The 23,113-nt window shown below is 72.6% G+C and carries 19 protein-coding genes; 15 read left to right on the forward strand and 4 right to left on the reverse strand.

Annotated features, from left to right (window positions below):
* Positions 1 to 40 precede the first annotated feature (40 nt).
* From ABZT18_RS03075 to ABZT18_RS03095, 5 genes are all read left to right on the forward strand, one after another.
* The gene (locus ABZT18_RS03075) at positions 41 to 1,966 is read left to right on the forward strand and encodes a nitrate- and nitrite sensing domain-containing protein (RefSeq protein WP_354992110.1); all 1,926 of its coding nucleotides are present in this window, start codon (positions 41 to 43) and stop codon (positions 1,964 to 1,966) included.
* On the forward strand, positions 1,963 to 2,412 hold the full coding sequence (locus ABZT18_RS03080) for a roadblock/LC7 domain-containing protein (protein ID WP_354992111.1): 450 nt from the start codon (positions 1,963 to 1,965) through the stop codon (positions 2,410 to 2,412). The genes ABZT18_RS03075 and ABZT18_RS03080 overlap by 4 nt, the downstream gene beginning before the upstream one ends.
* The gene (locus ABZT18_RS03085) at positions 2,390 to 2,770 is read left to right on the forward strand and encodes a DUF742 domain-containing protein (RefSeq protein ID WP_354992112.1); all 381 of its coding nucleotides are present in this window, start codon (positions 2,390 to 2,392) and stop codon (positions 2,768 to 2,770) included. Before ABZT18_RS03080 ends, ABZT18_RS03085 begins: the two co-directional genes overlap by 23 nt.
* A 107-nt stretch (positions 2,771 to 2,877) precedes the next feature.
* Complete coding sequence (locus ABZT18_RS03090) at positions 2,878 to 3,585, forward strand: cellulose binding domain-containing protein (RefSeq protein ID WP_354992113.1); 708 nt, start codon at positions 2,878 to 2,880, stop codon at positions 3,583 to 3,585.
* Positions 3,586 to 3,679: 94 nt separating this feature from the next.
* Positions 3,680 to 5,596, forward strand: a complete 1,917-nt coding sequence (locus ABZT18_RS03095) for a glycerophosphodiester phosphodiesterase family protein (RefSeq protein ID WP_354992114.1) — start codon at positions 3,680 to 3,682, stop codon at positions 5,594 to 5,596.
* A 47-nt stretch (positions 5,597 to 5,643) separates the two neighbouring features.
* On the opposite strand, the gene ABZT18_RS03100 is transcribed toward ABZT18_RS03095, so the two are convergent.
* Positions 5,644 to 6,240, reverse strand: a complete 597-nt coding sequence (locus ABZT18_RS03100; protein ID WP_354992115.1) for a hypothetical protein — start codon at positions 6,238 to 6,240, stop codon at positions 5,644 to 5,646.
* 191 nt (positions 6,241 to 6,431) lie between these two features.
* Between ABZT18_RS03100 and ABZT18_RS03105 the strand changes: the two genes are divergently transcribed.
* Positions 6,432 to 6,992, forward strand: a complete 561-nt coding sequence (locus ABZT18_RS03105) for a GNAT family N-acetyltransferase (RefSeq protein ID WP_355250439.1) — start codon at positions 6,432 to 6,434, stop codon at positions 6,990 to 6,992.
* A 64-nt stretch (positions 6,993 to 7,056) separates the two neighbouring features.
* Here ABZT18_RS03105 and ABZT18_RS03110 read toward each other — a convergent pair whose 3' ends face one another.
* Genes ABZT18_RS03110 through ABZT18_RS03120 form a run of 3 tightly spaced genes read right to left on the reverse strand, consistent with a single transcriptional unit; the run spans position 7,057 to position 9,658 of the window.
* Positions 7,057 to 7,620: a GerMN domain-containing protein gene (locus ABZT18_RS03110; protein ID WP_355250372.1), complete on the reverse strand. Its 564-nt coding sequence runs from the start codon at positions 7,618 to 7,620 to the stop codon at positions 7,057 to 7,059.
* A complete protein-coding gene (locus tag ABZT18_RS03115) occupies positions 7,617 to 8,972 on the reverse strand; it encodes a HAMP domain-containing sensor histidine kinase (RefSeq protein WP_354992117.1) in 1,356 nt (451 codons plus the stop codon). The genes ABZT18_RS03110 and ABZT18_RS03115 overlap by 4 nt, the downstream gene beginning before the upstream one ends.
* Positions 8,969 to 9,658 carry a response regulator transcription factor gene (locus tag ABZT18_RS03120; protein WP_354992118.1) on the reverse strand — a complete coding sequence of 230 codons (690 nt, stop codon included), beginning with the start codon at positions 9,656 to 9,658 and terminating at the stop codon, positions 8,969 to 8,971. The genes ABZT18_RS03115 and ABZT18_RS03120 overlap by 4 nt, the downstream gene beginning before the upstream one ends.
* Positions 9,659 to 9,809: 151 nt before the next feature.
* Between ABZT18_RS03120 and ABZT18_RS03125 the strand changes: the two genes are divergently transcribed.
* From ABZT18_RS03125 to ABZT18_RS03165, 9 genes are all read left to right on the forward strand, one after another.
* Complete coding sequence (locus ABZT18_RS03125; protein WP_354992119.1) at positions 9,810 to 10,139, forward strand: STAS domain-containing protein; 330 nt, start codon at positions 9,810 to 9,812, stop codon at positions 10,137 to 10,139.
* Complete coding sequence (locus ABZT18_RS03130) at positions 10,136 to 10,777, forward strand: STAS domain-containing protein (protein ID WP_355250375.1); 642 nt, start codon at positions 10,136 to 10,138, stop codon at positions 10,775 to 10,777. The genes ABZT18_RS03125 and ABZT18_RS03130 overlap by 4 nt, the downstream gene beginning before the upstream one ends.
* A gap of 63 nt (positions 10,778 to 10,840) precedes the next feature.
* On the forward strand, positions 10,841 to 11,221 hold the full coding sequence (locus ABZT18_RS03135; RefSeq protein WP_354992121.1) for a YccF domain-containing protein: 381 nt from the start codon (positions 10,841 to 10,843) through the stop codon (positions 11,219 to 11,221).
* 92 nt (positions 11,222 to 11,313) lie between these two features.
* Complete coding sequence (locus ABZT18_RS03140) at positions 11,314 to 12,162, forward strand: alpha/beta fold hydrolase (RefSeq protein ID WP_354992122.1); 849 nt, start codon at positions 11,314 to 11,316, stop codon at positions 12,160 to 12,162.
* Positions 12,159 to 18,815: a condensation domain-containing protein gene (locus ABZT18_RS03145; protein WP_354992123.1), complete on the forward strand. Its 6,657-nt coding sequence runs from the start codon at positions 12,159 to 12,161 to the stop codon at positions 18,813 to 18,815. The genes ABZT18_RS03140 and ABZT18_RS03145 overlap by 4 nt, the downstream gene beginning before the upstream one ends.
* 11 nt (positions 18,816 to 18,826) lie before the next feature.
* Entirely contained in the window at positions 18,827 to 20,215 is a 1,389-nt protein-coding gene (locus ABZT18_RS03150; protein ID WP_354992124.1) for an MFS transporter, read from the forward strand.
* Positions 20,212 to 20,442 (forward strand): acyl carrier protein, encoded by a 231-nt coding sequence (locus ABZT18_RS03155; protein WP_354992125.1) that lies wholly within the window; start codon positions 20,212 to 20,214, stop codon positions 20,440 to 20,442. Before ABZT18_RS03150 ends, ABZT18_RS03155 begins: the two co-directional genes overlap by 4 nt.
* The gene (locus ABZT18_RS03160) at positions 20,439 to 22,067 is read left to right on the forward strand and encodes a hypothetical protein (protein WP_354992126.1); all 1,629 of its coding nucleotides are present in this window, start codon (positions 20,439 to 20,441) and stop codon (positions 22,065 to 22,067) included. Before ABZT18_RS03155 ends, ABZT18_RS03160 begins: the two co-directional genes overlap by 4 nt.
* Positions 22,064 to 23,095 carry a 3-oxoacyl-[acyl-carrier-protein] synthase III C-terminal domain-containing protein gene (locus ABZT18_RS03165; RefSeq protein WP_354992127.1) on the forward strand — a complete coding sequence of 344 codons (1,032 nt, stop codon included), beginning with the start codon at positions 22,064 to 22,066 and terminating at the stop codon, positions 23,093 to 23,095. The genes ABZT18_RS03160 and ABZT18_RS03165 overlap by 4 nt, the downstream gene beginning before the upstream one ends.
* Positions 23,096 to 23,113: the final 18 nt, after the last annotated feature.

Raw genomic sequence — 23,113 nt, forward strand, 5'->3', positions numbered from 1 at the left:
ACCCACGCCACTGGCGCCGCCGCACCGAGCGGGGCGGCAGGTGACGCGTAGCGAGGTCCGGCTGATCCGGACCAGGCTGGCCGTGCTGGCCGCCGTCCTGATCACGCTCTGGTCGTACGCGGCCTACGTGACCAGCCAGGACGCCGTCGACCTGTTACGGGTGCGGGCCCTGGCGGACACCCTGGGCCAGCCCATCGACCGCCTGATCCTGAGCCTGCAGACCGAACGCCGGTTCACCGCCGAGACGATCGCCGGAGCCGGGCCGACGGCGACCCCGCTGATCGGGGCACGCGAGGGCACCGACCGGGCCACCAGCGAGGTCCGCGAGTTCACCGAGGGCCGCGACCTTCGGCTGCTCAGTGCCGGCGAGGTCCGCGACCGGGCCGGCGAACTGGTCCGACGGCTGGACGGCCTGGGCACGATCCGGTCCCAGGTGGACGCCGGGCGACTCGACCAGGCCGAGGCGGTCGACGGGTACGACCAGGTCATCGACGTCGCCTTCCGGGTGTACGGCCAAGAGTGGGGCGCGAACGAGAGCCAGTTGGCCGCCGACACCCGGGCGGTGATCGCGCTGGCCCGCGCCCGCGAGTTGCTCGCCCGGGAGGACACCCTGGTCAGCGCAGCCCTGACCGGGGAACGGCTCGGTGTCGACGAGCGTCGCCGACTGACCGGACTCGTCAGCAATCAGCGGTACGCGCGCACCGAGGCGGCAGCCGGGCTGTCGGGCGAGCTCACGACGGGCCCCGAGTTCGCGGGCCTGGTCGCCCTGGAGGACAGGCTGCTGTGGGCGGACGCCACCAACCCCCTGGTCGGGATCACCACGCCGGCCTGGCGGGCCGCGGCCGACACCGCCCTCGGCACACTGCAGACAGTGGTGACGACCACCGCTCGTAGCAGCGTCGAGCGGGCCACTCCGGGTGCCGCCGTGATCGTCGCGCGTACCGGCGCGGTGGTGGGGCTCGGCCTCATCGTCGTGCTCGTGCTCCTGTTGAGCTGGGCGGGCACCGTCCGGCGCCTGGCCGACGAGCTGACCGGGCCCTTCCCGGTCGTGGCGCGGGATGCCCCGGCGACGGTTCTGACGCGGGATGCCACGGCGACGGAGGACGGCGCCCACCAGGAGCTGTTCCTGCGGCTCACCCGACGCAACCAGGTCCTGCTGCGCGATCAGCTCAGCCTGCTGGACGGGTTGCAGCGCCGGGAGCGGTCCGCCGAGGAGACCGCCGAGCTGTTCCAACTCGACCACCTCACCACCCGGATCCGACGCAACGTGGAGAAACTGATCGCCCTCGCGGGCGCGACGCCCGCCCGCCGCTGGCGGCGCCCGGTGCCCCTGCTCGACGTCGCACGCGGTGCTGTCGCCGAGGTGCCGGACTACCACCGGGTCCTGATCGCGCCGCACTGGCCGTGGTCGCTCGCGGGCCCCGCCGTCACCGACGTCATCCACCTGCTGGCAGAGCTGATCGAGAACGCCCTCGCCTTCTCTCCGGCGGACACCACCGTCCGGGTCACCGGCGAGCGCCGACCGCAGGGGTGCGCCGTCGTGGTCATCGACGACGGGCCTGGCCTGGACGAGTCCGCGCTCGCCGAGGCGAACCACCTGCTCGGTGGCCCGCCACCGGCCGGCCCGCCCACAGGCCCGGCAGGGCTGTACACCGCCGCCGTGCTGGCGAAGCGGTGTGGTGCCCACGTCTCGCTGCGTCCCAGCCAGCGGGGTGGGACGGCCGCGATCGTGCTCCTCCCGGCCCGGCTGGTCACGGCGACCGACACCAGCCGTGGCCCGTCCGCCGCAGCGCCCGGCGACCCGTTCCCGCCGGCCGGGAACGGCGCCGATCTGCCCCACCCGAGCGGCGGCGGCGAGCTGCCGACGCGGGTCCGTCACACCGGGCCGACCGGCCCCGAACACCGCAGCACCGGCCTCGACACGGTCGAGTTGCCGGTCGCGAGAACAGCGAGGAGACACCAATGACGTCTGCAGTGGTCACCGACGACAACCTGACCGGCGCCCTGGACCGCCTGGTCGACCGAGTGCACGGCGCGGAGTTCGCCGTGGTGCTCTCTCCCGACGGGCTGCCCCTCGGCGGTTCCCGGCAGGTGGAGGCGAAGCTGGCCGAGCAGATCTCCGGCGTGGTCGCCGGCCTGATCGCGTTGGGGCTTGCCGCCACCCGGGTCTGCGACGCGGGTGGCCTGCGCCAGGTCGTCGTGCAGATGTCGCGAGCGTTCCTGTTCATCGCCACCATCCCGAACGGGACCATCCTCACCGTGCGGATCGCCGGTGACGACGTCGAGGTCGGCGACATGGCGTACGAGGTGGCGCTCTTCGTGGGGCAGGCCGAGCGGCACCTGCCGATCAGCCTGGGACCGGCCTCCTCGGCGACGATCGAGGACACTGGTGCACACCACCGGCAGCGCTGACGAGGCGTGGTACGACGACGACGCGGGCCCGGTCGCCCGGCCCTACACGATGACCGGCGGGCGCACCACGCCCGCGCGTGGCCAGTTCGACCTGATCTCACTGGTCGTCGCCCGGCGGGCGGTCACGCCTTCCGCACCGCTCTTCCCCGAACAGGCACGGATCGTCGAGCTGTGTCACCATCCAGTGTCGGTGGCTGAGGTCGGCGCCGAGCTGGACCTTCCGCTGGGCACCGTCCGCGTGCTGCTCGGCGATCTGCTCACGGCCGGGCTGATCGAGACGCATGACCCGCCGGTGCTGTCGGAGCTGCCGACCGACGATCTGCTTGAGGCGATACTCGTCGGGCTTCGCGCCCTGTGACAGGGCAGGTGCCATCCGCGACCCGGACGGATCGTGGACGCGCACCCGGCGCCGAATTGAAGGGGAGACAGGCAGTGCCGGCAACACCACCCCAGCCACGCCGTACCGTGGCGATCATTCTGCTGGACCGCATCGTGGCCCTCGTTACGGCCGCACGGCGGGTGCTCACCGGTCGGGACGACGTCTCGCGGGCCACCTGGGTGGCCATGATCGCGGCGTTCGGGGTGCTGATCGCGACGGCCGTCTCCGTCATCGGGGTCCTGCGTACGCCGGAGAAGCTGACACCGGTGACCCTCGATCCACCACCGTCCGTCGAGCAGGTGCGCACACCGCCGGCGGGCACTCCCCGGGCACAGGCGCGACCGGCGGCCACCAGCTCGGCGGCGTCCGCTCCCCCGGCAGCCGCCTCGTCCACCCCAGACCCGCCGATCGTCGGGGCGTCGGTCCGGCCCACACCGACCGGTTCGACGGCTGCACCCACACCGGCCGCGCTGCACGCCGACTTCGCCATCGCGGACAACGCCCTGCTCAGTTATGGCGCGGCCGTGACGATCAGCAATCCCGGGCCGGTGTCGGTGCCGCAGTGGTCGCTGACCGTCACCCTGCCCCGGGAGTCTCTGCGCGTCAGCGCGGTCGAGGGCGCACGGGTCAGCCGGGACGGTGCGGTGTGGACGTTCGTGCCGGACGGAAGCGCGGGTCAGGTGCCCGGCAGCGCCTCGGTCCGGGTGACGTTCCGGGTCAACGGCTCGCCGGTCGGCGCCGCCCCGGAGGCGTGCACCATCGACGGTGCCGCCTGCTCCGGCCTGGCGGACTGACCACCCGGCCCGATGGGGTAGGTACACCCAGCGTTCCGGCGGCAGCCACACTTGATTGATCATGAATTCGGGTGCGCTTCGTACCGTTCCCGCCATGACTGTCCTACCCGCATCATCGTCGCCCGACCGCGCCGGGTCGAGGCTCCGGGCCCTGCGTAGCCGGGCCGCCGCCACCGTCGCCGCCCTCGCCGTCACCGGCGCTGCCGTCGCGGTCACCGTCGCTACCTCGTCGCCCGCCACGGCCGAGCCGGGCAGCATCGTCGTCTCGGAGAACTTCTCGGCCGGGTCACTGCCCGCCGGTTGGAACGCGGTCGACGGCACCTGGAAGGTCGAGAACGGCCGGCTGTACGGGACCTCCGCCAGCTCCGGCGAGAACAACAAGATCACTTTCGGTCGGCACCTGAACGACTTCCGCCTTGAGGCGACCATGCGCTTCGAGTCGGTCTCCGCCGCCACCCGCTGGGCCTCACTCGGCATCGACGTCCCCGCCGACGGCGCCACCCCGTGGTGGATCGCCACCATGCGCAGCGGCACCACCGCCGCCAACGGTCTCGAGTTCGCCCAGCGGACCACGGCCGACGCCTGGGTCGTGGCGAACACCGCCTCCGCCCCGTACGCCGCCGGCACCGGCCGGGACGTCCGCGTCGCCGTCGAGGTGCACGGCAACCAGGCCCGCTGGATCTTCGACGGGCGGGAGGCGATGCGGACGAACAGCCTCCAGCGCTCTGCCAACGGCGTCCAGGGGCTCTTCGTCAACGGCTCCACCGTGTCGTACGACGACGTCACCGTCACCGAGCTGGCCCCGAACGGCCACATCCGGCCCGAGGGCAGCCCGTTCACCGTGATCGCCCACCGGGGCGCGTCCGCCGCCGCACCGGAGAACACCCTCGTCGCGCAGGAGATCGCTCGCAAGGGTGGTGCCGACTGGATCGAGAACGACGTCCAGCCGAGCAAGGACGGCATCCCGTTCATCCTGCACGACGGCACTGTCGACCGGACCACCGACGGCACCGGCAATATCCGGGACCTGACCGCCGCGCAGATCAAGGCACTCGACGCGGGCTCCTGGTTCGGCCCGCAGTACGTCGGCGAGCGGGTGCCCACCCTCGCCGAGCAGCTCGCCGACCTGCGGACCCGGGGCGGCAACCTGCTCGTGGAGATCAAGGGCAGGCACACCCGGGACGAGGTCGCCACGATCATCCAGGTGATCCGGGACGAGCAGATGATGGGCCGGGTCTTCATCCAGAGCTTCGAGGTCGGCGCACTGAAGTACACCTACGAACTCGCCCCCGAACTGCCGCTCGGCCTGCTCCGCAGCAACCTCGACGCCGACCCGGTGGCGATCGCCAAGGAGCTGCATCTGACCGCGTACAACCCGGACGGCAACGCGCTGCTCGCCAAGCCGGAGGTCATCGGCCCGCTGCACGCCGCCGGGGTCGCCGTGATGGCCTGGACGATGGACTCGGCCGGCCTGTGGCAGCGGTTGGAGCGCATCGGCACCGACGCGATCATCACCAACCGTGCGGCCGAACTGGTCGGCTGGAACGCCGCGTTCCTGCAGCGGGCCTCGGCGGACCCGACGGTGGAGATCACCTCGCCGGCCAACGGGGCTCGGCTCGACCGGGCGCAGTCCCCGGTGATCGCGGTTGCCGCGACCAACGCGGACACCGTCACCGTCACGTTGGACGGCAAGAAGTCAGCCGCCGGGCGCAAGCTCGACCTGGCCAAGCTGACCGCGGGTCGCCACACCATCTCCACCCAGGTGACCGGGCCTGAGGGCACCGCCACCGCGACCGGCACCTTCACCGTGACGGTGAGCCAGGCCGGCCTCGGCTACCTGATCCTCACGTCCGGCGCCGATGCGAGCGCCATCACCGCGATGACCACCAAACTGGTCCACGCCCAGTACGCCGAGCTGGCCACCTACGCCGACCGGCAGGCCGGCAAGCTCGTCCCGGCCGAGGTCGCCAGCGTCATCGCCGCCGACGCCCGTACCCTCGCGCTGAAGTAGCCCAGACTGGTCCCCGCCGTCGCCCTGACGGCGGGGACCAACGCGTCTCAGTGGACTGCCACCGTCGGCTCGACCCGCTCACCCTGCTGCCGCAGGGCCGGCAGGGCCGGCGCGAGTGCCACCAGCATGCACAGGCCGCCGATCGGAAGCAGATCGAGGGTCACCACCGGCAGGACGATGCCCGCGAGCAGCAACGGAACGCTCCACCACGGCAGCCGCCGTCTGGCGGCGAGCATGCCCGCGAGAACGACCAGGCCGAGGAAGAAAAGCTGCGGTACGACGTCGTAGAAGGCCACCTCGACGCCGGGGATGTCCTTGAAGTCCGCGCCAAGCGCTGACATCTCCGCCCGGTCGGCGGCCAGGAGCCCTTCCACGATGTCCGCGACGAACTGCACCATCGTCGCGGCGAGCCCCACCAACGTGAGCGCCACCACCCCGTTGCGCCAGGGGCCGCCGGGTAGCAGGCGGGACAGCGCGAGGACGGCCGGGACGAAGAACACCATGCCGGCGAGGCCGACCAGATGCGCGGCCTGCCAGTCGAACCCCGGGCCGTACACCCCGTCGGATCTTCCCCACAGACGTACGAGCCCGTAGGCCGCGATACCGACCGGCCCGGCAATCACATAGAGCGCAGCGCGTTTCATGCAAGCCATCATCTGGCCGCTGGCGCCCGCCCGACCTCCGGGAACCTCCCTTGCCTGGCCCTGGATTCCGGATCAGGACTTTCACCGAGCAACCCCTAGATGAGTAAGTCCCAACTGGGGTGAGCGGCACGTTCCTGGCCGGCTGACCGGCAGTTCCCGGCCGGATAATTTATCGTCCCGTGGGCGCCGAAATGCTACGAAGGGGAGTGCCTAACCTGACAAGCTCCCTTGATGCCACGTCCCTGGAGACTCCGCGGCTGCTGTTACGCCGCTGGCAAAGTGATGATCTAGACGGGTTCGCCGCGGTCAACGCGCAACCCGAGGTGATGCGCTACATCCATGACGGCCGCACCCTGGACCGGGCCGCGACCGCGGAGCGTCTGGCCAACTATCAGCGGCACTGGGACGAGCACGGCTTCGGCCTGTACGCGGTGGAGATCAAGGAAACCGGCGAGCTGGCCGGTTTCACCGGGCTGGCGGTGCCGACCTTCCTGCCCGAGATCATGCCGGCCGTGGAGATCGGCTGGCGGCTCGGCCGCGCGTACTGGGGCCGGGGCCTGGCCACCGAGGCGGCCCAGGCCGTCATCTCCCACACTCGTGCCGAGCTCGGCCTGCGGCGGCTGGTCAGCATCCACATCGTCGGCAACGAGGCGTCCGCGCGGGTAATGGTCAAGCTGGGCATGTCGCTGGAACGCGAGACCGTGCAGCCGGACACCAGCCGCCGGGTCCGGGTCTACGCGATGGACCTGTAAAGGAGATCGTCACGTAGGTCTCCACGTCCATGGTGTTCGTCTCTTCTTTCCGGCGTGAGCGGGCTCACCGCTCACTGATGAGTGGGGCGTAGTCGGCGCGGGTGCGCGGTTCGGTGGACAGGGAACCGTCGGCCCGGGGCACGCCGAGAGCTTTGCGGTCCCGCAGGAATGCCACGGTGGTGACGTCGTCGCGGCTCGTGAGGGTGCAGACGATCTGCCCGAAGGCGAGGACCTCGTCGCTGCGACCTCCGTCGTCGGCGGGTTCGTCCACCTCGACAAGGGCCCGCGTACCGGTCACGGTCGCACCGGCCGCGTTGACCGCTCCTGGCAGCGCGCTGGTCAGGCCGCTGTCGCGTTCGGCCCCGGTAGGCCCGGAGAGCAGATGCCGCAGTTGCTCCTCAATGGTCGGTGGACGGTCGACGCGCCGGACCACCGGGATGATGCGGTTGTCGTGTACGAGGCAGAGGGTCTCGGCGGCACGGCCGGCCGGTGCGGTGGTGTCGGCGGGAACGGAGCCTCGGAACGGTCCTCGCGGGGGCTGCACCGTTCGAGGGCTGTCGTCGGTGGGGATGCCACAACCGGTCAGCAGCACGGCGAGCGCCAACGGGACGAGACGACGGCGGTTCACGGCAGGCTCCCCGGCAGGGTGACCCGAAAACGGGCTCCTCCACCGGGACGGTCGGCGACGGTGACGTGCCCCGTGTGCGCGACGGCGTGCTGGGCGACCAGCGCGAGCCCGAGCCCCGTGCCGTCACCCGCGCCGCGGGTGTGGGCGGCTCGCCCCCGGACGAAACGGTCGAAGATCGTCTGACGATCATCGACGGGCACGCCCGGGCCCTCGTCGTCGACCTCGATGATGCCGGTGTCACCCTCGCGGCACAGGCGAACGGCTGCGGGGCCACCACCGTAGGTCACGGCGTTGTCGAGCAGGTTCGCCAGAATCTGGGCGAGCCGCCGCCGCTCGACCTGCCAGGTCGGGGGTACGTCCGGTGCCAGGTGGACGAGGCTGACCGGCAGGTCGTACGCGTGGCACGCCTCCCCGGCCAACTTCACCACGTCCACCGGGGCACGGTGGGCGGGCTGGTCGCTACGGGCCAGGTCGATCAGGTCGTTGACCAGTCGCTGGAAACGGTCGATCTCGTCGGCGACGAGCCCGGCGGCAGTGGCCGTTCGTTCGTCCTGGTGTTCCCGACGACGGGCCAGGACGCTGGCCGCCGCGGCGAGGGTCTGCAGCGGTGAACGCAGCTCGTGGCTGACGTCGCCGGCGAACCGGCGATCCCGCTCGATGCGACGGGCGAGTTGGTCGACCATCTGATTGAACGAGGAGGAGAGTCGGGTCAGATCGGGGTCGGTGGCCGGGTCCAGCCGGGCCGTGAAGTCACCGGCAGCGATCTTCTCGGCCGCGTCGGCGACCGCCGTCAGCGGCCGTAGGCCGTGCCGTGTGGCGTACCAGCCGAGGGCGGCACCGGACCCGGCGACCATCACCGCGACGCTGGTCAGCGCGAGCGCCAGGACCTGAAGCGTCTGCTCCAGCTCGCGCAGCGAGTTGACCTCGAAGTACGCCGCCGTCGCGGACAGGGGCACCCCCACCACCAGGGCAGGTTGTCCGTGGACGCGTACGCGCTGCACCGCCGGCTCCCCGGAGGCGACGACCCGACGCAGGTCGACGGGAATGGCGGCGGTGGTGCCCGGGTCGGCGGTGCGGGCGTACCACTCGCCGTTGAGGTGCAGCACGGGCCGCCGGCTCCCGCCAGTGTCCAGCGACCGGAGCACCTCCACCACGTCGGGGGTGTCGGTGTCGAGCCCGGCATGCACCACGGCGGCGTCGAAATAGGCGGCGCGCAGAGCGATGCGTTCCCGGTCGTCGAGCAGGGATCGGCGGGTCAGCTCGTAGGAGACCAGGGCCATCGACGCCGAGAGCAGCAGCGCGCCGACGGCGAACGCGGCGGTCACCCGGGTCCGCAGTCCAAGTCGTCTCATCGCTGCAGCTTGTAACCCAGACCCCGCAGGGTCACCAGGTGCCGGGGGTTCGCCGGGTCCGATTCGATCTTCTGCCGCAGTCGGCCGACGTGCACGTCGACCAGCCGTTCGTCGCCGCTGTCGTACCCCCAGACCCGTTGCAGCAACTGCTGGCGGGACAGCACCCGGCCGGCGTGTTCGGCCAGCTCACAGAGCAGCCGGAACTCGGTGCGGGTGACCGTGACCTGCTGGCCGGCGCGGCGTACCTCCCCCGCCTCTGGACTGATCTCCAACTCCCCGAAGGCGACCGCCAGCACGGGAGCCGGCGACGATGCCGCCACCACCGGGCGGGCGCGGCGACGCAGGGCCCGCAGTCGGGCGGTCAACTCTCTGATCGCCACGGGCTTGACGAGGTAGTCGTCGGCGCCGGCCTCGAGGGCGGCGACGATGTCATCGGTGTCGTCGCGGGCGCTGACCACCACGATCGGTACGTCGTCGTCACGGCGCAGCTGCCGGATGCACTCGAAGCCGTCGAGACCGGGCAGCATCAGGTCGACGAGCACGTAGTCGGCCGGGTGGTGGCGCTGGGCGCGCAGACCCTCCTCCGCCGTCGCCGCGCCGAGAGCGTCGTAGCCCTCGTCCTCAAGTGCGAGCAGCAGCGCGAGCCGGATGCGGTCGTCGTCCTCGATCACCAGTACGGCCGTCATGCCGGCATCATCCTCGGCAGCCCGCCGGCCGGCCAACCGTGCCCGGCAGCCAGCGGTTTTGTCACACAACTGTCACAGAGCCTTGCAGTGATCGCCAACCCCGCCCACCAGGGTGGTGGTCGAGCGAGGGTTGACGGAGAGGGGTGCGGCCATGACAACGCCGGTGATGCCTCCGCGGTGCACGCTGCCGCTGGTCGAGGTTCGCGTCACCGAACTCGACCTGGTCTGCCTGCCGGAGGTCGGTGCGGTGTTCGATCGGCTGTTGCCCCTGCGCCCCGCGCAGGTCGTAGTGGACCTGTCCGACTGCCAGCATCTCGACGCCGCCGCCATCGGCCTGCTCCTCGACGTGCATCGGCGGCTGGCTCGTGCCGACGCGGTCCTCACCGTCCGCAATCCGAACACTCGGGTCCGACGCATCCTGCGCATCGCCCGCATGGACCAGGTGCTGTCGATCGTGAGTGAGGAAGGAGCAGCAGAATGACCGTCGTCCCGGACGAGCACCTGATGACCCTGATCTGCGACACCTGCGGCGAGACCATTCGGGGCACGGCGTGCGTGCTTCCCGACGCCGAGGTCGTCTGGACCCTGGTGGCCGAGCATGGCTGGAGCGGGTCTCCGTTCGCCACCGGGCCGCACCGCTGCCCCCACTGCAGCCTGCTGCCACCCTCGGGCGGCGGGCACGTGGCATTCGACGACCACGGCCCCGGCGGCATCCTCGGCATCGACCAGCTCGACGACGTGACCGTCATCGCCGCCACGGGTGACCTCGACACCGACGACACCGTGCGTACGGCGCTGCGGCACGTGACCGAGGTGGGCGAGCACGTCGTCGTCGACCTGAGCCGGGTGCACATCATCGACTCGACCGGCCTCGGTCTCCTCGTCCGCGCCCACCGTGACGCTCGGGAACGGGGTGTCACGCTCTGCCTCGCCGCGCCGTCGCGATTCATCCGCACCGTCCTGCACACCATGCGTCTGGACGGAGCGTTCCCGATCTTCGAGAGCCACGACGACGCCCTCACCCAGTTGTCCGACAGCGGCGAGAAGCCCCTCCCCCATGTGCCCCTCGCGGGCATCGTCAACGACCCGCGCCCGCTGACCCCGGCAGCACGCTCCTAAGAGGACGGTGTGCCGGGACGGCTCCCGCGTGGTCGGGTGGCGAGCATCGCTCATGCTGTAGTGGTGATTCGTTTCGTACTGAATGTGCTGTGGCTCATCTTCGGTGGTGGCATCGTGCTGGCGGTCGGCTACGGCGTCGCCGCGCTGATCTGCTTCGTCCTGGTCGTCACCATCCCGTTCGGCGTCGCCTCGCTACGCCTCGCCGTCTACTCGCTGTGGCCCTTCGGCCGCACCCTCGTGCCGAAGCCTGGTGCGGGTGTCGCCTCCGGGTTGGCGAACATCCTCTGGGTGGTGCTGGCGGGCTGGTGGCTCGCGCTGTCCCACATCGTCGCCGGCATCGCCCTCTGCGTCACGATCATCGGGATCCCGTTCGGCATCGCCAACTTCAAGCTCGTCCCCGCCGCGTTCTGGCCCCTCGGCCGCGAGGTCGTCGACGCACCGTAATCCTCCGGACCCACCACCCGCAGCGGACACCCCAGCGAACCCTCATCCGACGCTAAGACCGCCGTCACGGGCCGTTCCTAGCGTGTGCGGGCATGGCGACACCACCCGTCGTCGCCGTGCTGAGCTGGAACGGGGTCCGCATGCCACCGTCGACGACCGCCACCCGACCGACCGGTGCCGCCGCCTGGTTGAGCTGCGCCGAGCCCCGCCCGGCCGCCCGACTGCGGCTGGTCTGCCTCCCGTACGCCGGCGCTGGCGCCGCCGCGTACCGGCCCTGGTCGGCGCTGCTGGGCGACGACGTGGAGGTCTGGACCGCGCAGCTGCCCGGCCGGGAACGCCGACTGGCCGATCCGCCGCTGAGCACGATGGCCGAACTGGCACCACCGCTGGTCGATGCGATCGCCGAGCGGGTGCAGGCACCGTACGCGATCTTCGGGCACAGCATGGGCGCCCTGATCGGGTACGAGGTGGCCGCCCGCCTGCTCGCCCGGGGCGGCCCGGCACCACACCGACTGGTGGTCTCCGCGGCCCGCCCGCCGCACCGCGACTCGCCGATCGGCACGGCACACCGCCTCGACGACACGGCGCTGACCCAGTGGCTGCGTGACCTGGGTGGCATCACCGACGAGGTGCTCGCGGACGTCGGCCTGCTGGAGCTGATCCTGCCCACCGTACGGGCCGATCTGGCCGTGGTCGCGTCGTACCGGCCGACCACGGTGACGCCGCTGCCGCTGCCCGTGGACGCGGTGGCAGCCGCCGATGACCCCCTCATCAGCCCGGACGAGATGGCCGGCTGGGCCGCCTGTACCGCCGCCGGGTTCTCGCTGACGGTCGTACCCGGGGGGCACCTCTACCTGCACGACTCCCCTCCCCCACTGGCCCGCCTGCTGAGCGGTACGCCGACGGCCGAGGGTGCGGACGTCGAAGGGGTCACCCGGTGAGCCAGGACCTGCACCCGGACCTCGCCGGTCTCACCCCCGAGCAGCGGGAGTTGCTGGCCCTGCGGCTACGCCAGACCCGTACGCACCGCCCGGACGCCGCGACCGCGTACCCGCTCTCGTTCACGCAGGAGCAGCTCTGGTTCCTCGACCGCCTGGAGCCCGGCACCCCGGTCTACAACGTGCCCTTCGCCGAGCGGATCACCGGCCGACTGGACGTCGCGGCACTGCATCGGGCGGTGAACGCGGTGGTGGCTCGGCACGACGCGCTGCGGGTCGTCTTCGTACCGGGCGACTCAACCGCCGAGGGCGGCCACCGCAACTCAGCCGTCACCCAACGGGTCCGCGAGGCCGTGGAGGTGCCGCTGCCGGTGGTCGACCTGACGGTGCTGCCGCCCGCGGAACGACGGGCCGCAGCAGACCGGCAAACCGTTGCCCACGCGGCGATCCGTTTCGACCTCACCACCGGTCCGCTGCTCGCGGTCCGGCTGCTCGCGCTGGCCGACGACGAGCACCTGCTGCTGGTGAGCGCGCACCACATCGTCTTCGACGCCTGGTCGGCCGGCGTGTTCGTCGAGGAGGTGGTGAGCTGGTACGGCGAGTTCGCCGGTGACGTGCCGGCGGGGCTGCCGGCGCTGTCCACCCGGTTCGTCACGCACGTCACCGCCCGCCGCCAACCGGAGGCCGAACGCGAACTCGCCGCTCACCTGGCGCACTGGCGGGAGCGGCTCGCCACCGCGCCGACCCGCTCGACGCTGCCGCCGGACCGCCCCCGGCCGCCGGTGCAGACCCACCGTGGCCGCAGCCTCCCCTTCACCGTCGACGCCGAGACGACGGCAGCGCTGGGCGGGCTCGCCCGGTTGGCCGGCGCGACCGTCAACGCGGTGGTCCTCGCCGGGCTGAGCGCCCTGCTCCGGCAGGCCACCGGCCAGGACGACCTGCTGCTCGGCATGCCCGCCGCCGGTCGGGCGAGCACCGACCTGGAGCCGCTGATCGGTTGCTTCGCCACCATGCTGGTGCTGCGGGTGGACGCGACCGGCGACCCTACGGTGCGCGAACTGGCCCGCCGGGTGCACCGCACGGTCAGCGAGGCGTACGCCCACCAGGAGGCCCCGTACGCGCGGGTGGTCGAGGAGGTCCGCCCGGTCCGCGACCCCAGCGTGAACCCGCTGTTCCAGGTGCTGGCCACGATGACCGAGGGCGGTGCGGCACAGCGGCACGCGGCCGGAGTCACCTTCACACCGGTGGCCGCCGAGAACGGCCTCACCGACTTCGACCTGTTCGTCAGCCTGACCGTGCACGGGGACCGGATCGAGGGCGCGGTCGACTTCAACGCCGACCTGTACCTCGACGAGACGATCACCGCGACGGTGGGGCGCCTGCCGGAGCTGCTCCGTGCGATGGCCGACGCCCCGCAGCGGCCACTGTCGCAGGTGCCGGGGTTGCGCCGGCAGCGGATCGCCCTGGCGGCCACCTTCACCGTCGACCCGTTGCGCGACCCGGTGGAGTTCTGGCTGCGTTTCCTGCGGGTGCCCGCCTCGGTCGAGCTGGTCGGCTACGGGCAGCTGGTGACACACCTGCTCGCCGGGCCGCCGGCCGACGCCACGGTGTGCCTGCTGCGCTGGGAAGACTGGCTGCGCCGGCAGGACCGCAGCGCCGGTGCGACGGCCTTCGACGCGGCGATGGACGACCTTGAGGCGGCGGTGGCGGCGTACCGGCGGCGGAGCAGCGCCCCGCTGCTGCTGGTGGTCTGCCCCGCGTCGCCGGGCTTCGACCTCCGGAGTGCCGAAGGTCGGCTCGATGACCGACTGGCCGTGTTGGCCGCACGCACACCGGGTGTGCACGCGGTCTGGGCCGCCGACCACGCCGGCACGTATCCGGTCAGCGAGGTGGGCGACGAGCGCGCCGACGAGCTGGGGCACGTGCCCTACACCACCGAGTATTTCGCGGCCCTCGGCACGATCCTCGTGCGCGAGCTGCGCCGGGCCGCCGCTCAACCCGGCCGGCAGGTGCTGGTGGACGGCGATCGGCTGCCGATCGACCGGCTCACCGAGGCGCTGCCCGGCCACGAGGTGCGGCACTGCCCGGCCGACGGCCTGACCGCCGCGCTCGCCACCGCCGATCCGGCGACGGTGGTGGTGCTCGACAGCGACCCGGAGACCGTCGCGGCGCTGCGCCGCGACAACCCCGACCTGCTGGCGCTGACCGTACCGGCCGGGTGGGACGACGCGCGCCGGCTCCTTGCCCACGTCTGGGCCCTGGACCCGCCCGCTGCGGAGATCACCACCGGCCACCTCGGACTCCTCGCGCCGATCGGGCCGGAGCGGGCCGCGTACCTGGTCGAGGAGTTGAGCACGGCCGCGGCGGTCGCCGAGCGGAGTCGACCCGCGCCGGTGCGGGCGGCCGGGCCGGACGACGCGGAGGCGGTGGCACCGCGCACCCCGACCGAGCAGCGGCTGGCCGATCTGTGGGCCGTCGCGCTCGGCGTCGACCAGGTCGGTGTGACCAGCGATTTCTTCGGCCTCGGTGGCCATTCGTTGCTCGCCACCCACCTGCTGTCCCGGGTGCAGGCCGAGTTCGGCCGGGAGGTGTCGCTCTACACCCTGTTCACCAACCCGACCGTGGCCGGGCTCGCCGCGCTGCTGGACGCCGACACGGAGGGCATCGCGCTCGCACCGCTGACCCCCGCCGCACCTGGCACACCCGCGGTCGCGTCGTCGGCGCAGGTCCGCCTCTGGGCCCTCGACCAGCTCGGCGACGACGTGGTCCGGCACAACACCACCGCCGCCCTGGAGCTGCGCGGCGACCTCGACGAAGCGGCCTTGCGCCGGGCGCTCGACGACGTGCTGGTTCGGCACGAGGTGCTGCGGACCACGTTCCGGGACCGGAGCGGCGAACCGGAGCCCGTGGTGCGACCACACGTGGACCCCTGGCTGGAGACACTGGACCTGACCAGCCTGCCGACGACGAAGCAGGCCCGAGCGTTGCGCCGTGCGGCCGGCGAGCTGGCCGCCCACCGGTACGACCTGGCCGCCGGCCCGCTGGTGCGGTCCCGCCTGGTCCGGCTGCCCGATCAGCGCTGGCACCTGCTACTCGGCATGCACCACATCGTCTGCGACAACACCTCGTGGAGCATCCTGCTCGACGAGGTCGCCACCCGGTACGCGCACCACACCACCGGTGCCGACGGACGGCTGGCACCGCTACCGGTGCAGTTCGTCGACTACGCCCACCACCAGCGCGACTGGTTGACCTCGACCGCCGTCGAGCCACACCTGACGTACTGGCGGGAACGACTGCGCGACGCGCCGACACTGCTGGAGCTGCCCACCGACCACCCCCGTCCCGAGGAGCGCTCCGACGTCGCCGGGTACCAGGCACAGCGGCTGGCCACCGGTCTCGGCGCGGCCGTTCGGGAGCTGGCTCGTGCCGAGGGGGTCACCCCGTTCGCCGTACTGCTGGCCGGCTTCGCCGCTCTGCTGCACTCCGAGAGCGCCCAGTCGGACCTGGTGCTCGGCGTGCCGACCGCGGGCCGGGAGCGGGCCGAACTCGCCCCGCTGATCGGTTGCTTCGCCGACCTGCTGCCGCTGCGCGTCGACGTGGCCGGGCGGCCCACCTTCCGTCAGCTCGTGGCCCGGGCGTACCGGACGGCGCGGGAGGCGTACCGGCACCAGGGGCTGCCGTTCGCGTCGATCGTGGAGGCGCTGGGGCTGCCCCGGCAGGCCGCACACCACCCGCTGTTCCAGTGCGTGCTGAACGTCATCGACGGCCCCGACGAGCTGCCGGAGTTCGCCGGGCTGACCGCCACCGGAGTGGACGTGCCGAGCGTCGGGGTCGACTTCGACCTGTTCCTCAGCGTCACCTGGCAGGGCGACGAGTTGCACGCCGACCTGGCGTACCGTGCCGATCTGTTCGTCCCGGAGCGGATGGTCCGGCTGCTGACCGGTCTGGGGCGCGTGCTCGACGACGGGGTGCGGCGGCCGGACGACCCGATCGGTGGTGCCACCCGACCCGTCCCGGCGCGTCGTCGGCCTGCCCCGCCGGCGCCCCGCCTGGTGGTGGGGGGCACGGTCGAGCTGCCCGGGCTGGCGGCGACGGTCCGCTTCTGGGCGGAGTTGCTCGGCCTGCCGTACACCCTCGGCCAGCTCCCGTCCGGGGCGCTGCTGCGGCTGCTGCGCGACCCGGCCGCCGGCCTGGCGACCTCTGCGCGGGACCGCAACGTGCTGGTGCTGCGCTGGGAGGACCGGCTGGCTCCCGGCCCACTCGGCGCGGCAACCGTCGGGCTGCGCGACTTCCACGCCGAGTTGCTGGCGGCGCTGGACGTCTACCGGTCCCGCAGTGCCACCCCGCTGACGATCGCGATCTGCCCCGCCTCGCCGGCGTACCGGACACCGCCGTGGGACGCGCTCTTCGCCGAGCTGGGCGGGCGGTTGCGCGACGGCCGGCCCGACGTCGACGTCGTGTCGGTCGAGGCGTGGGCGCGGCGCTACCGGGTGCCGGAGCTGTTCGCGGGCGACGAATGGTCACCGGAGCTGGCCGTCGCCACGGCGACCCTCCTGGTGCGGCGGGCGGTGCGGCATCCGGCGGTCGGCCGGCTGGTCGTACCGGCCGGGCCCGCGCACCGGCAGGCGGAGCTGGCACCGCTGCTCGCGACCCAGGCCAGGGGCGGGCGCGCGGTGCTGCTCACCACAGCGCCGCAGACCCCGGAGCTGTCCGCGCTGGTCACCGCCGGCATCATCGGGTACGCCCCTACGCCGCCCGTCGACGCGGCGACCCTGTTCCTGCACCCGGCCACCGAACCCGGCCCTCCGGACACCCTGGCGATCCCCTTCGACCCGGAGACCGGGCCGGTGGAGGTGCTGCGCGGCCTCTGGTCCCTCGACGCGGCCCGCACCGTGGACGCCGACGAGCCGGTCGACCGGATCCCGCCCGGCCTGCTGGCCGAGGTGGCCACCGAACTGGTCGACGCGGCGGCCGTGCGGGTCGCTGTCGTGGACGGGTACCGGCGGTCGGCCGACCGGGCCGCCGCCGCCCCGCGCACCGATCGGGAGCGTCAACTCGTGGCGATCTGGTCGGAGCTGCTGCGCACCAACCAGCTCGGCATCCACGACGACTTCTTCGCCGTCGGCGGCGACTCGCTGCTCGCCATGCAGCTCGTCGCACGCTGTGCCACGGCCGGCATCGACGTCACACCGCGCCAGCTCGTTCGCCATCCCACCGTCGCCGATCTGGCCGCGAGCCTCGGCGAGCCGGCGACGATCGGTGCGGCGACCGCCCTCGACGCCGAGCAGGGCGAGGTGCGCGGCGACGCGCCGCTGACCGGAGCGCAGCGCTGGTTCACCGACCTGCTCGCCCCCACGATGGCCCGGCCCGCCCTGTTCAACCACCCCTACTACCTCCAGCTGGCCCGCCCGCTCCCCGCCGACCTGCTCCGCGAGGCGGTACGCCGGTTGGTCGCCCAGCACGACGCGCTGCGGCTGCGGTTCACTCAGCAGCCGGACGGGAGCTGGCGACAGCACCACGCCGACCCGGCCGACGCTGTCCCGTTCGCCAGCCACGATCTGACCGGGTTGCCGGTCGAGGATCGGAAGGCGGCGGTCGAGGAGCGCTGCGCCGAGGCGCAGACCGCGCTGGATCTCGACCTCGGCCCGCTGACCCGGGTGGCGCACTTCCGGCTCGGCCCGGAGCTGCCCGACCGGCTGCTGATCGTGAACCACCACCTGGTGGTGGACGCCGTCTCCCGCGGCCTGCTCCTGGCCGACCTGGAGACCCTCTGCGACCACCTCGAACGCGGCGAGGAGCCGACGCTGCCCCAGAAGACCACGTCCTACCGCAGGTGGGCGCAGCGGCTGGCCGAGTACGCCGGTTCGAGCCGGCTCGTCGAGCAACTGCCGTTCTGGCTCGCACAGGCCGACGACGGTGTGCTGCACCGACTCGCGGACGAGCCGGAGTCCGGACCGTTCCGCCTCGGCGACCTGGGGTTGGCCACCGTGACGCTTGACGAGCCGGCCACCCGCGGGCTGCACGCCGCCGCGCGCCGGCTGCGGGCCAGTGTGCGGGACCTCCTGGTGTGCGCGGTGGCGACCACCATCGCCGGGCACATCGGCGGCGGCGCGGTCACCGTGGCCACCACCGGCCACGGCCGGGAGCCACTTTTCGACAACCTGGACGTCAGCCGCACGACCGGCTGGTTCCAGGTGCTCTACCCGCTGCGGCTGCAACTGCCCACCACCGCCGACCCGGCCCGCTCGCTGCGCTCGGTGATCCGACAGCTCGCCCGGGTGCCGGAGAACGGCATCGGCTACGGGCTGCTGCGCCACCTGTGCCCCGACGAGGAGGTACGCACCCGGTTGGCCGCGACGGCACCGCCGACGGTCGCGGTCAACTACATGGGTGGCTTCGGGTTCGACGACGTCGCACCGGCCACCCCACTCCTCGACGTCTGCGCGGCGCCGTTCGGGCCGACCGAGGACCCCGACGGGCACTGGCCCTTCCCCTTCGACGTGACCGGGTCGCTCAGCGGCCCCCGGCTCCGCGTCGACCTGAGTTACGCCACCCCGGCCTTCCGGTCGGGGACCGCTGAACACCTGCTCGACGGCATCCGGACCAGCCTGCTGCGCCTGGCCGGAGACCACGGGCAACCGCCACGGCAGTAGGAGGAGACCCCATGGCGTTCCGACGCCCGACCCGGTTCGCCGGGTTCACCACAATCTGGTTCGGCCAGCTGCTGTCGGCGCTCGGCACCCGGATGACGAACTTCGCCCTGAGCATCTGGGTGTGGGACGCCACCGGCCGGGCCTTCGACCTGACCATGTTGATGGCGTGCGCGTTCGGCGCGACCGTCATCTTCAGCCCGATCGCCGGCGCGCTGGTCGACCGGTGGGGGCGGCGGCTGACCATCGTGCTCAGCGACGTCGGCTCCGCGATCACCACCGCCGCCGTGCTGCTGCTCTTCCTCACCAACTCGGTCGAGGTATGGCACCTCTACCTGGTCAACCTGGTCACCGGCGCGTTCCTCGCGTTCCAGCTGCCGGCGTACCAGGCGACCATCACGGTGATGATGGAGAAGGGCCAGTACCCACGGGCCAACGCGATGATGTTCGCGGTCCGGACCATCCCGGTGATCTTCGCCCCCGGCTTCGCCGCCGCGCTGCTCGGCGTGATGGACATCAAGGTCATTTTGTTCATCGACGCGCTGTCCTACGTGGTGGCGATCGGGGCGGTGCTGCTGGTGCAGCTGCCGCCGGTGCCCCGCTCGACGCAGCAGGACGACGCCGGCTTCTGGTCCGACACGATCTACGGCTTCCGCTACATCATGGCCAGCCGGGCCTTCACCGGGCTGGAAGTGATCATGTTCGCCATCAATGTGCTCGCCGCGGTCGGTTTCGCCCTGCTGGTGCCGCAGATCCTGGCCCGCACCGACAGCAGCACCAACGCGGTCGGGTTGGTGCAGACCATCGGCGCGGTCGGCGGCGTGGCCGGCGCGGTCCTGCTCGGGCTGCTGCCCAACACCCGGCACAAGATCCGCAGGATGCTCATCGCCATCCTGGTCTTCAGCGTCCTCGGTCGGATCGTGTACGGCGTCGGGGACAGCATCATCGTCTGGTCGATCGCCCTGCTCTTCCTGCACCTGTCCATCCCCTTCATCGACGGGTACGCCCAGTCGGTCTGGCAGGAGAAGGTCGAGCCGTCGCACCAGGGCCGGGTCTTCGCCGCGCGACAGTTCATCGAGGACCTGGCGTACCCCGGCGGCACCGCGTTGGCCGGCATCGCCGCGGACCGCTGGTTCGAACCGATGATGCGCGACGGCGGTCCCGGCGTGCCGTACTTCGGCTGGTTGGTGGGCAGCGGGCCAGGCGCCGGCATGGGCCTGATCTTCGTGATCGTCGGCCTGTTCGGCATCGGCGTCGCGGCAGCCGGGTTCGCCTCCCCGAGCATCCGCCGGATGGAGACCGACCTGCCCGACTACGACGAACCCACCGCCGTGCCGGCGCCGCTGCCGTCACCGACCGGCACTGACGAGTTGGCCGACGACCGCGCGGTGGTGGCGAAGTGACGCTGACCGAGGTGGTCGCCGGGGTTCTGGAGGTCGACCCGGCCGACGTGACCGACGAGTCGGGACCGGGCACCATCGGCACCTGGACGAGCCTGCGTCACCTGCAACTGGTCGTGACCCTGGAAGAGATCTACGGGCTCTCCTTCGCCTTCGAGGACATCCGCGACGTCCGCAGCGTCGGTGAACTGCGCGCCGTGCTGCGCACCAAGGGCACGGAGGCGACATGAGCGCCGAGTTGTTCGCCCGGCGGGGCCGCTGGCAGGCCGTCACCCGGCAGCGTCCGAAGCCGGCACTGCGCGTCGCGTTGCTGGCCAGCTACACCGTGGACCCGCTGGTGCCGTACCTCGGGCTGGGCCTGCACGACGCCGGGCTGCCCGCCACCCTCACCGTCGGCCTATTCCAGCAGGTCGTGCAGCAGTGCCTGGCCACCGACGGCTTCCTCGCCGACGTGCGGCCCGACGTGCTCGTGGTCGCGCAGCGCCTGGAGGAGGCAGGAGTTCCCGGCCCGGCCGGCGCCGGGTGGGCGACGGAGCTGCTGGCCGGCGCGGAGACGGCCGTCGCCGCCGCGCGCCGGCAGGGCGCACTACTGGTGTACGTCCTGCCGGCCGTTCCCGCCGCCCGCTCGTACGGCCCGGCCGACGCGATGCACGCCGACGGGGTGACCGCCAGCGCCACCGCGGTACGGGAGCGACTGCGCGACCGGCTGGCCGGTGACCCGTGGGTGCTGCTCGTCGACGCGGACGAGGCGGTGCGGATGGTTGGCGACTCGCGGGCGTACCACCCGGCGTTGTTCCGGTTCGCCAAGGTGCCGTACACCGAGGAGGTCTTCGCGCGGCTCGGTGCCGCCGCGGCCGCGCTGGTGGGCTGCTTCTTCGGCGCGGGCTGCCAAGCTCTGGTGCTCGACGGCGACGGCCTGACCGGTGCCGCACGCCTGCTGCCGGCGCTGCGGGAGCTGCGCGCCGCCGGGGGGCGCGTGGCGCTGCGCGCCAGCGGTGCCGACTACTGGTCGACCGCCGACGGCGCGGATCTGCTGCCCGTGCTGGACGGCTGGGTCACCGACGACCGCCCGATGGCGGAGCAGCTCGCCGAGATCGCCGGCGAGCTGGACATCACCCCGGCTCAGCTCGTCCTGGCCGGCACGGGCGACGCCGAGGCAGCGCCGGGAGGGGTGGCGGCCGACCTAGCGCCGGGAGGCGTGGCGGCCGGAACGGCGCCGCGACGGGTGCTGCTCGGCGCCGACCCGGGGGCCTGGTCGGACGAGCTGCGGTCGGCGGGACTGACCGACCGGCTCCCGGCCCGACGCTGGGCCGGCGGCACGGCCGGGCCGGCCGCCGCGCCCACCGGGCTGTCCCTGGACGACTTCGTGGCCGGCCTGGACGTCCGAGTCGACTACCGGCCGGTGGCCGCCGACAGTGTCGCCGAGGTCGCCGAGGTGGTCGCCCGGGCACACGACTTCGCCCTGGCCCCGGCACCACCGGCCGCCGCGCTGGCCGAGCGGGCCGGTGACCTGCTGGCGGTCCGCGTACGCGACCGGCTCGGCGACTACGGCACCTCGGGCCTCGTCGCGCTCGATCGAACCGTCGACCGCTGGACGGTCGACGTCTTCTCGCTCTCCTGCCCGGTGCTCGGCAAGGGCGTCGAAGCCGCCGTGCTCCGGGAGCTGACCCGGCGGGCCGGGGCGGCCGGGGCCGGCGAGGTGCTGGTCCGCTGGACCGACACGGGCCGCAACGGCACCGCCCGGCGCTTCCTGTCCGAACTGGACGCCGTCGTGCCCACCGATCCGCAGGTTCGGCTGCGCGCCGCCCGCACCACCGACGACGAGCACGCCACTGCCACGGCGGTGCGGCGATGAGCACGCCACCACCGGTCGGCGTCGGGGTGGCCGCCCTGGCGCACGTCCTCGGCGAGCAGGTCGACGTGGCGGCGGCCGCCGCCACGTACACCGATGACCTGGACCGGCTGCGGTCCTGGGAGTACCGGGCCTTTCACCGGGCCGGGCCCGGCATCGGGGTCACGGACCTCGCGGTGGTGGCCGGCGGCACCGCGCTGGACCGGGCCGGGTTGTCCGCCGCCGACGTGGACCTGGTGGTGCTGGCCATCCCCGACCTGGCCGAGTACCTCTACTGGGACCCGGCCGCGCACACCCAGGCACGCCTTGGCGCGCACCGGGCCGAGGCGGTGCTGCTCAACCAGGCCTGCGGCGGTGGAGTGGCCGCGTTCGACACCGTCGCCGGCCGGTTCGCCACCCACCCGGAATACCGGACGGCGCTGCTGATCGGCGCGAACCGGGTCTGTGAGCCGTACTGGAACCGGATGGAGGTCAACACCAGCATCTTCTCCGACGGCGCGGCGGCGGCCGTGCTGGTCCGCGACCACGACCGGTGCCGCTGGCTGGCGACCGAGACGATCAGCGACGGCCGGTACGCGGGATTCATGCGCATGCCGGTGGGCGGCGCGGCCCAGCCGTTCACCCCGGACGGCGGCACTCCCCGCGTCGGTGACCCGGCGGACCGGCTCAACGAGTTCTTCGCCGGCGACGTGCGGCGGATGTTCCAGTTCGTCGCCACGATCCGGGAGCGCAACCGGCGGGTGGTGGAGGCGGCCTGCGGCCGGGCTGGCGTGACTCTCGCCGACGTCCGCCGGTTCGTGCACTTCCACGACAACGCCCGGCAGTTCGCCGAGCTGGCCAAGGATCTCGGCGTGGAGCTGGAGCGGACCAACGTCGAGCTGGCCCTCACCCACGCTCACGTCGGCTGTGCCGACCAGCTGATCGGGCTGGAGCACCACCTGGGCACCGGCGAGCTGACCGAGGGGGATCTGGTCGCGCTGACCAGCACCGGCAGTGGCATGCACTGGGTCTGCACCCTGCTGCGGGTCTGACCGGCCGCACACATCCGA

The organism is Micromonospora sp. NPDC005291 (assembly GCF_040607415.1).
In the GTDB taxonomy this organism is placed as follows: Bacteria; Actinomycetota; Actinomycetes; order Mycobacteriales; family Micromonosporaceae; genus Micromonospora.

What these genes read in the sequence shown, in the direction of transcription:
- ABZT18_RS03115 (WP_354992117.1), bottom strand. Translation starts at nt 8,972, where the DNA reads ATGAGACGACTTGGACTGCGGACCCGGGTGACCGCCGCGTTCGCCGTC.
- ABZT18_RS03080 (WP_354992111.1), top strand. Translation starts at nt 1,963, where the DNA reads ATGACGTCTGCAGTGGTCACCGACGACAACCTGACCGGCGCCCTGGAC.
- ABZT18_RS03140 (WP_354992122.1), top strand. Translation starts at nt 11,314, where the DNA reads ATGGCGACACCACCCGTCGTCGCCGTGCTGAGCTGGAACGGGGTCCGC.
- ABZT18_RS03130 (WP_355250375.1), top strand. Translation starts at nt 10,136, where the DNA reads ATGACCGTCGTCCCGGACGAGCACCTGATGACCCTGATCTGCGACACC.
- ABZT18_RS03105 (WP_355250439.1), top strand. Translation starts at nt 6,432, where the DNA reads ATGCTACGAAGGGGAGTGCCTAACCTGACAAGCTCCCTTGATGCCACG.
- ABZT18_RS03165 (WP_354992127.1), top strand. Translation starts at nt 22,064, where the DNA reads ATGAGCACGCCACCACCGGTCGGCGTCGGGGTGGCCGCCCTGGCGCAC.
- ABZT18_RS03095 (WP_354992114.1), top strand. Translation starts at nt 3,680, where the DNA reads ATGACTGTCCTACCCGCATCATCGTCGCCCGACCGCGCCGGGTCGAGG.
- ABZT18_RS03120 (WP_354992118.1), bottom strand. Translation starts at nt 9,658, where the DNA reads ATGACGGCCGTACTGGTGATCGAGGACGACGACCGCATCCGGCTCGCG.
- ABZT18_RS03150 (WP_354992124.1), top strand. Translation starts at nt 18,827, where the DNA reads ATGGCGTTCCGACGCCCGACCCGGTTCGCCGGGTTCACCACAATCTGG.
- ABZT18_RS03125 (WP_354992119.1), top strand. Translation starts at nt 9,810, where the DNA reads ATGACAACGCCGGTGATGCCTCCGCGGTGCACGCTGCCGCTGGTCGAG.
- ABZT18_RS03160 (WP_354992126.1), top strand. Translation starts at nt 20,439, where the DNA reads ATGAGCGCCGAGTTGTTCGCCCGGCGGGGCCGCTGGCAGGCCGTCACC.
- ABZT18_RS03100 (WP_354992115.1), bottom strand. Translation starts at nt 6,240, where the DNA reads ATGAAACGCGCTGCGCTCTATGTGATTGCCGGGCCGGTCGGTATCGCG.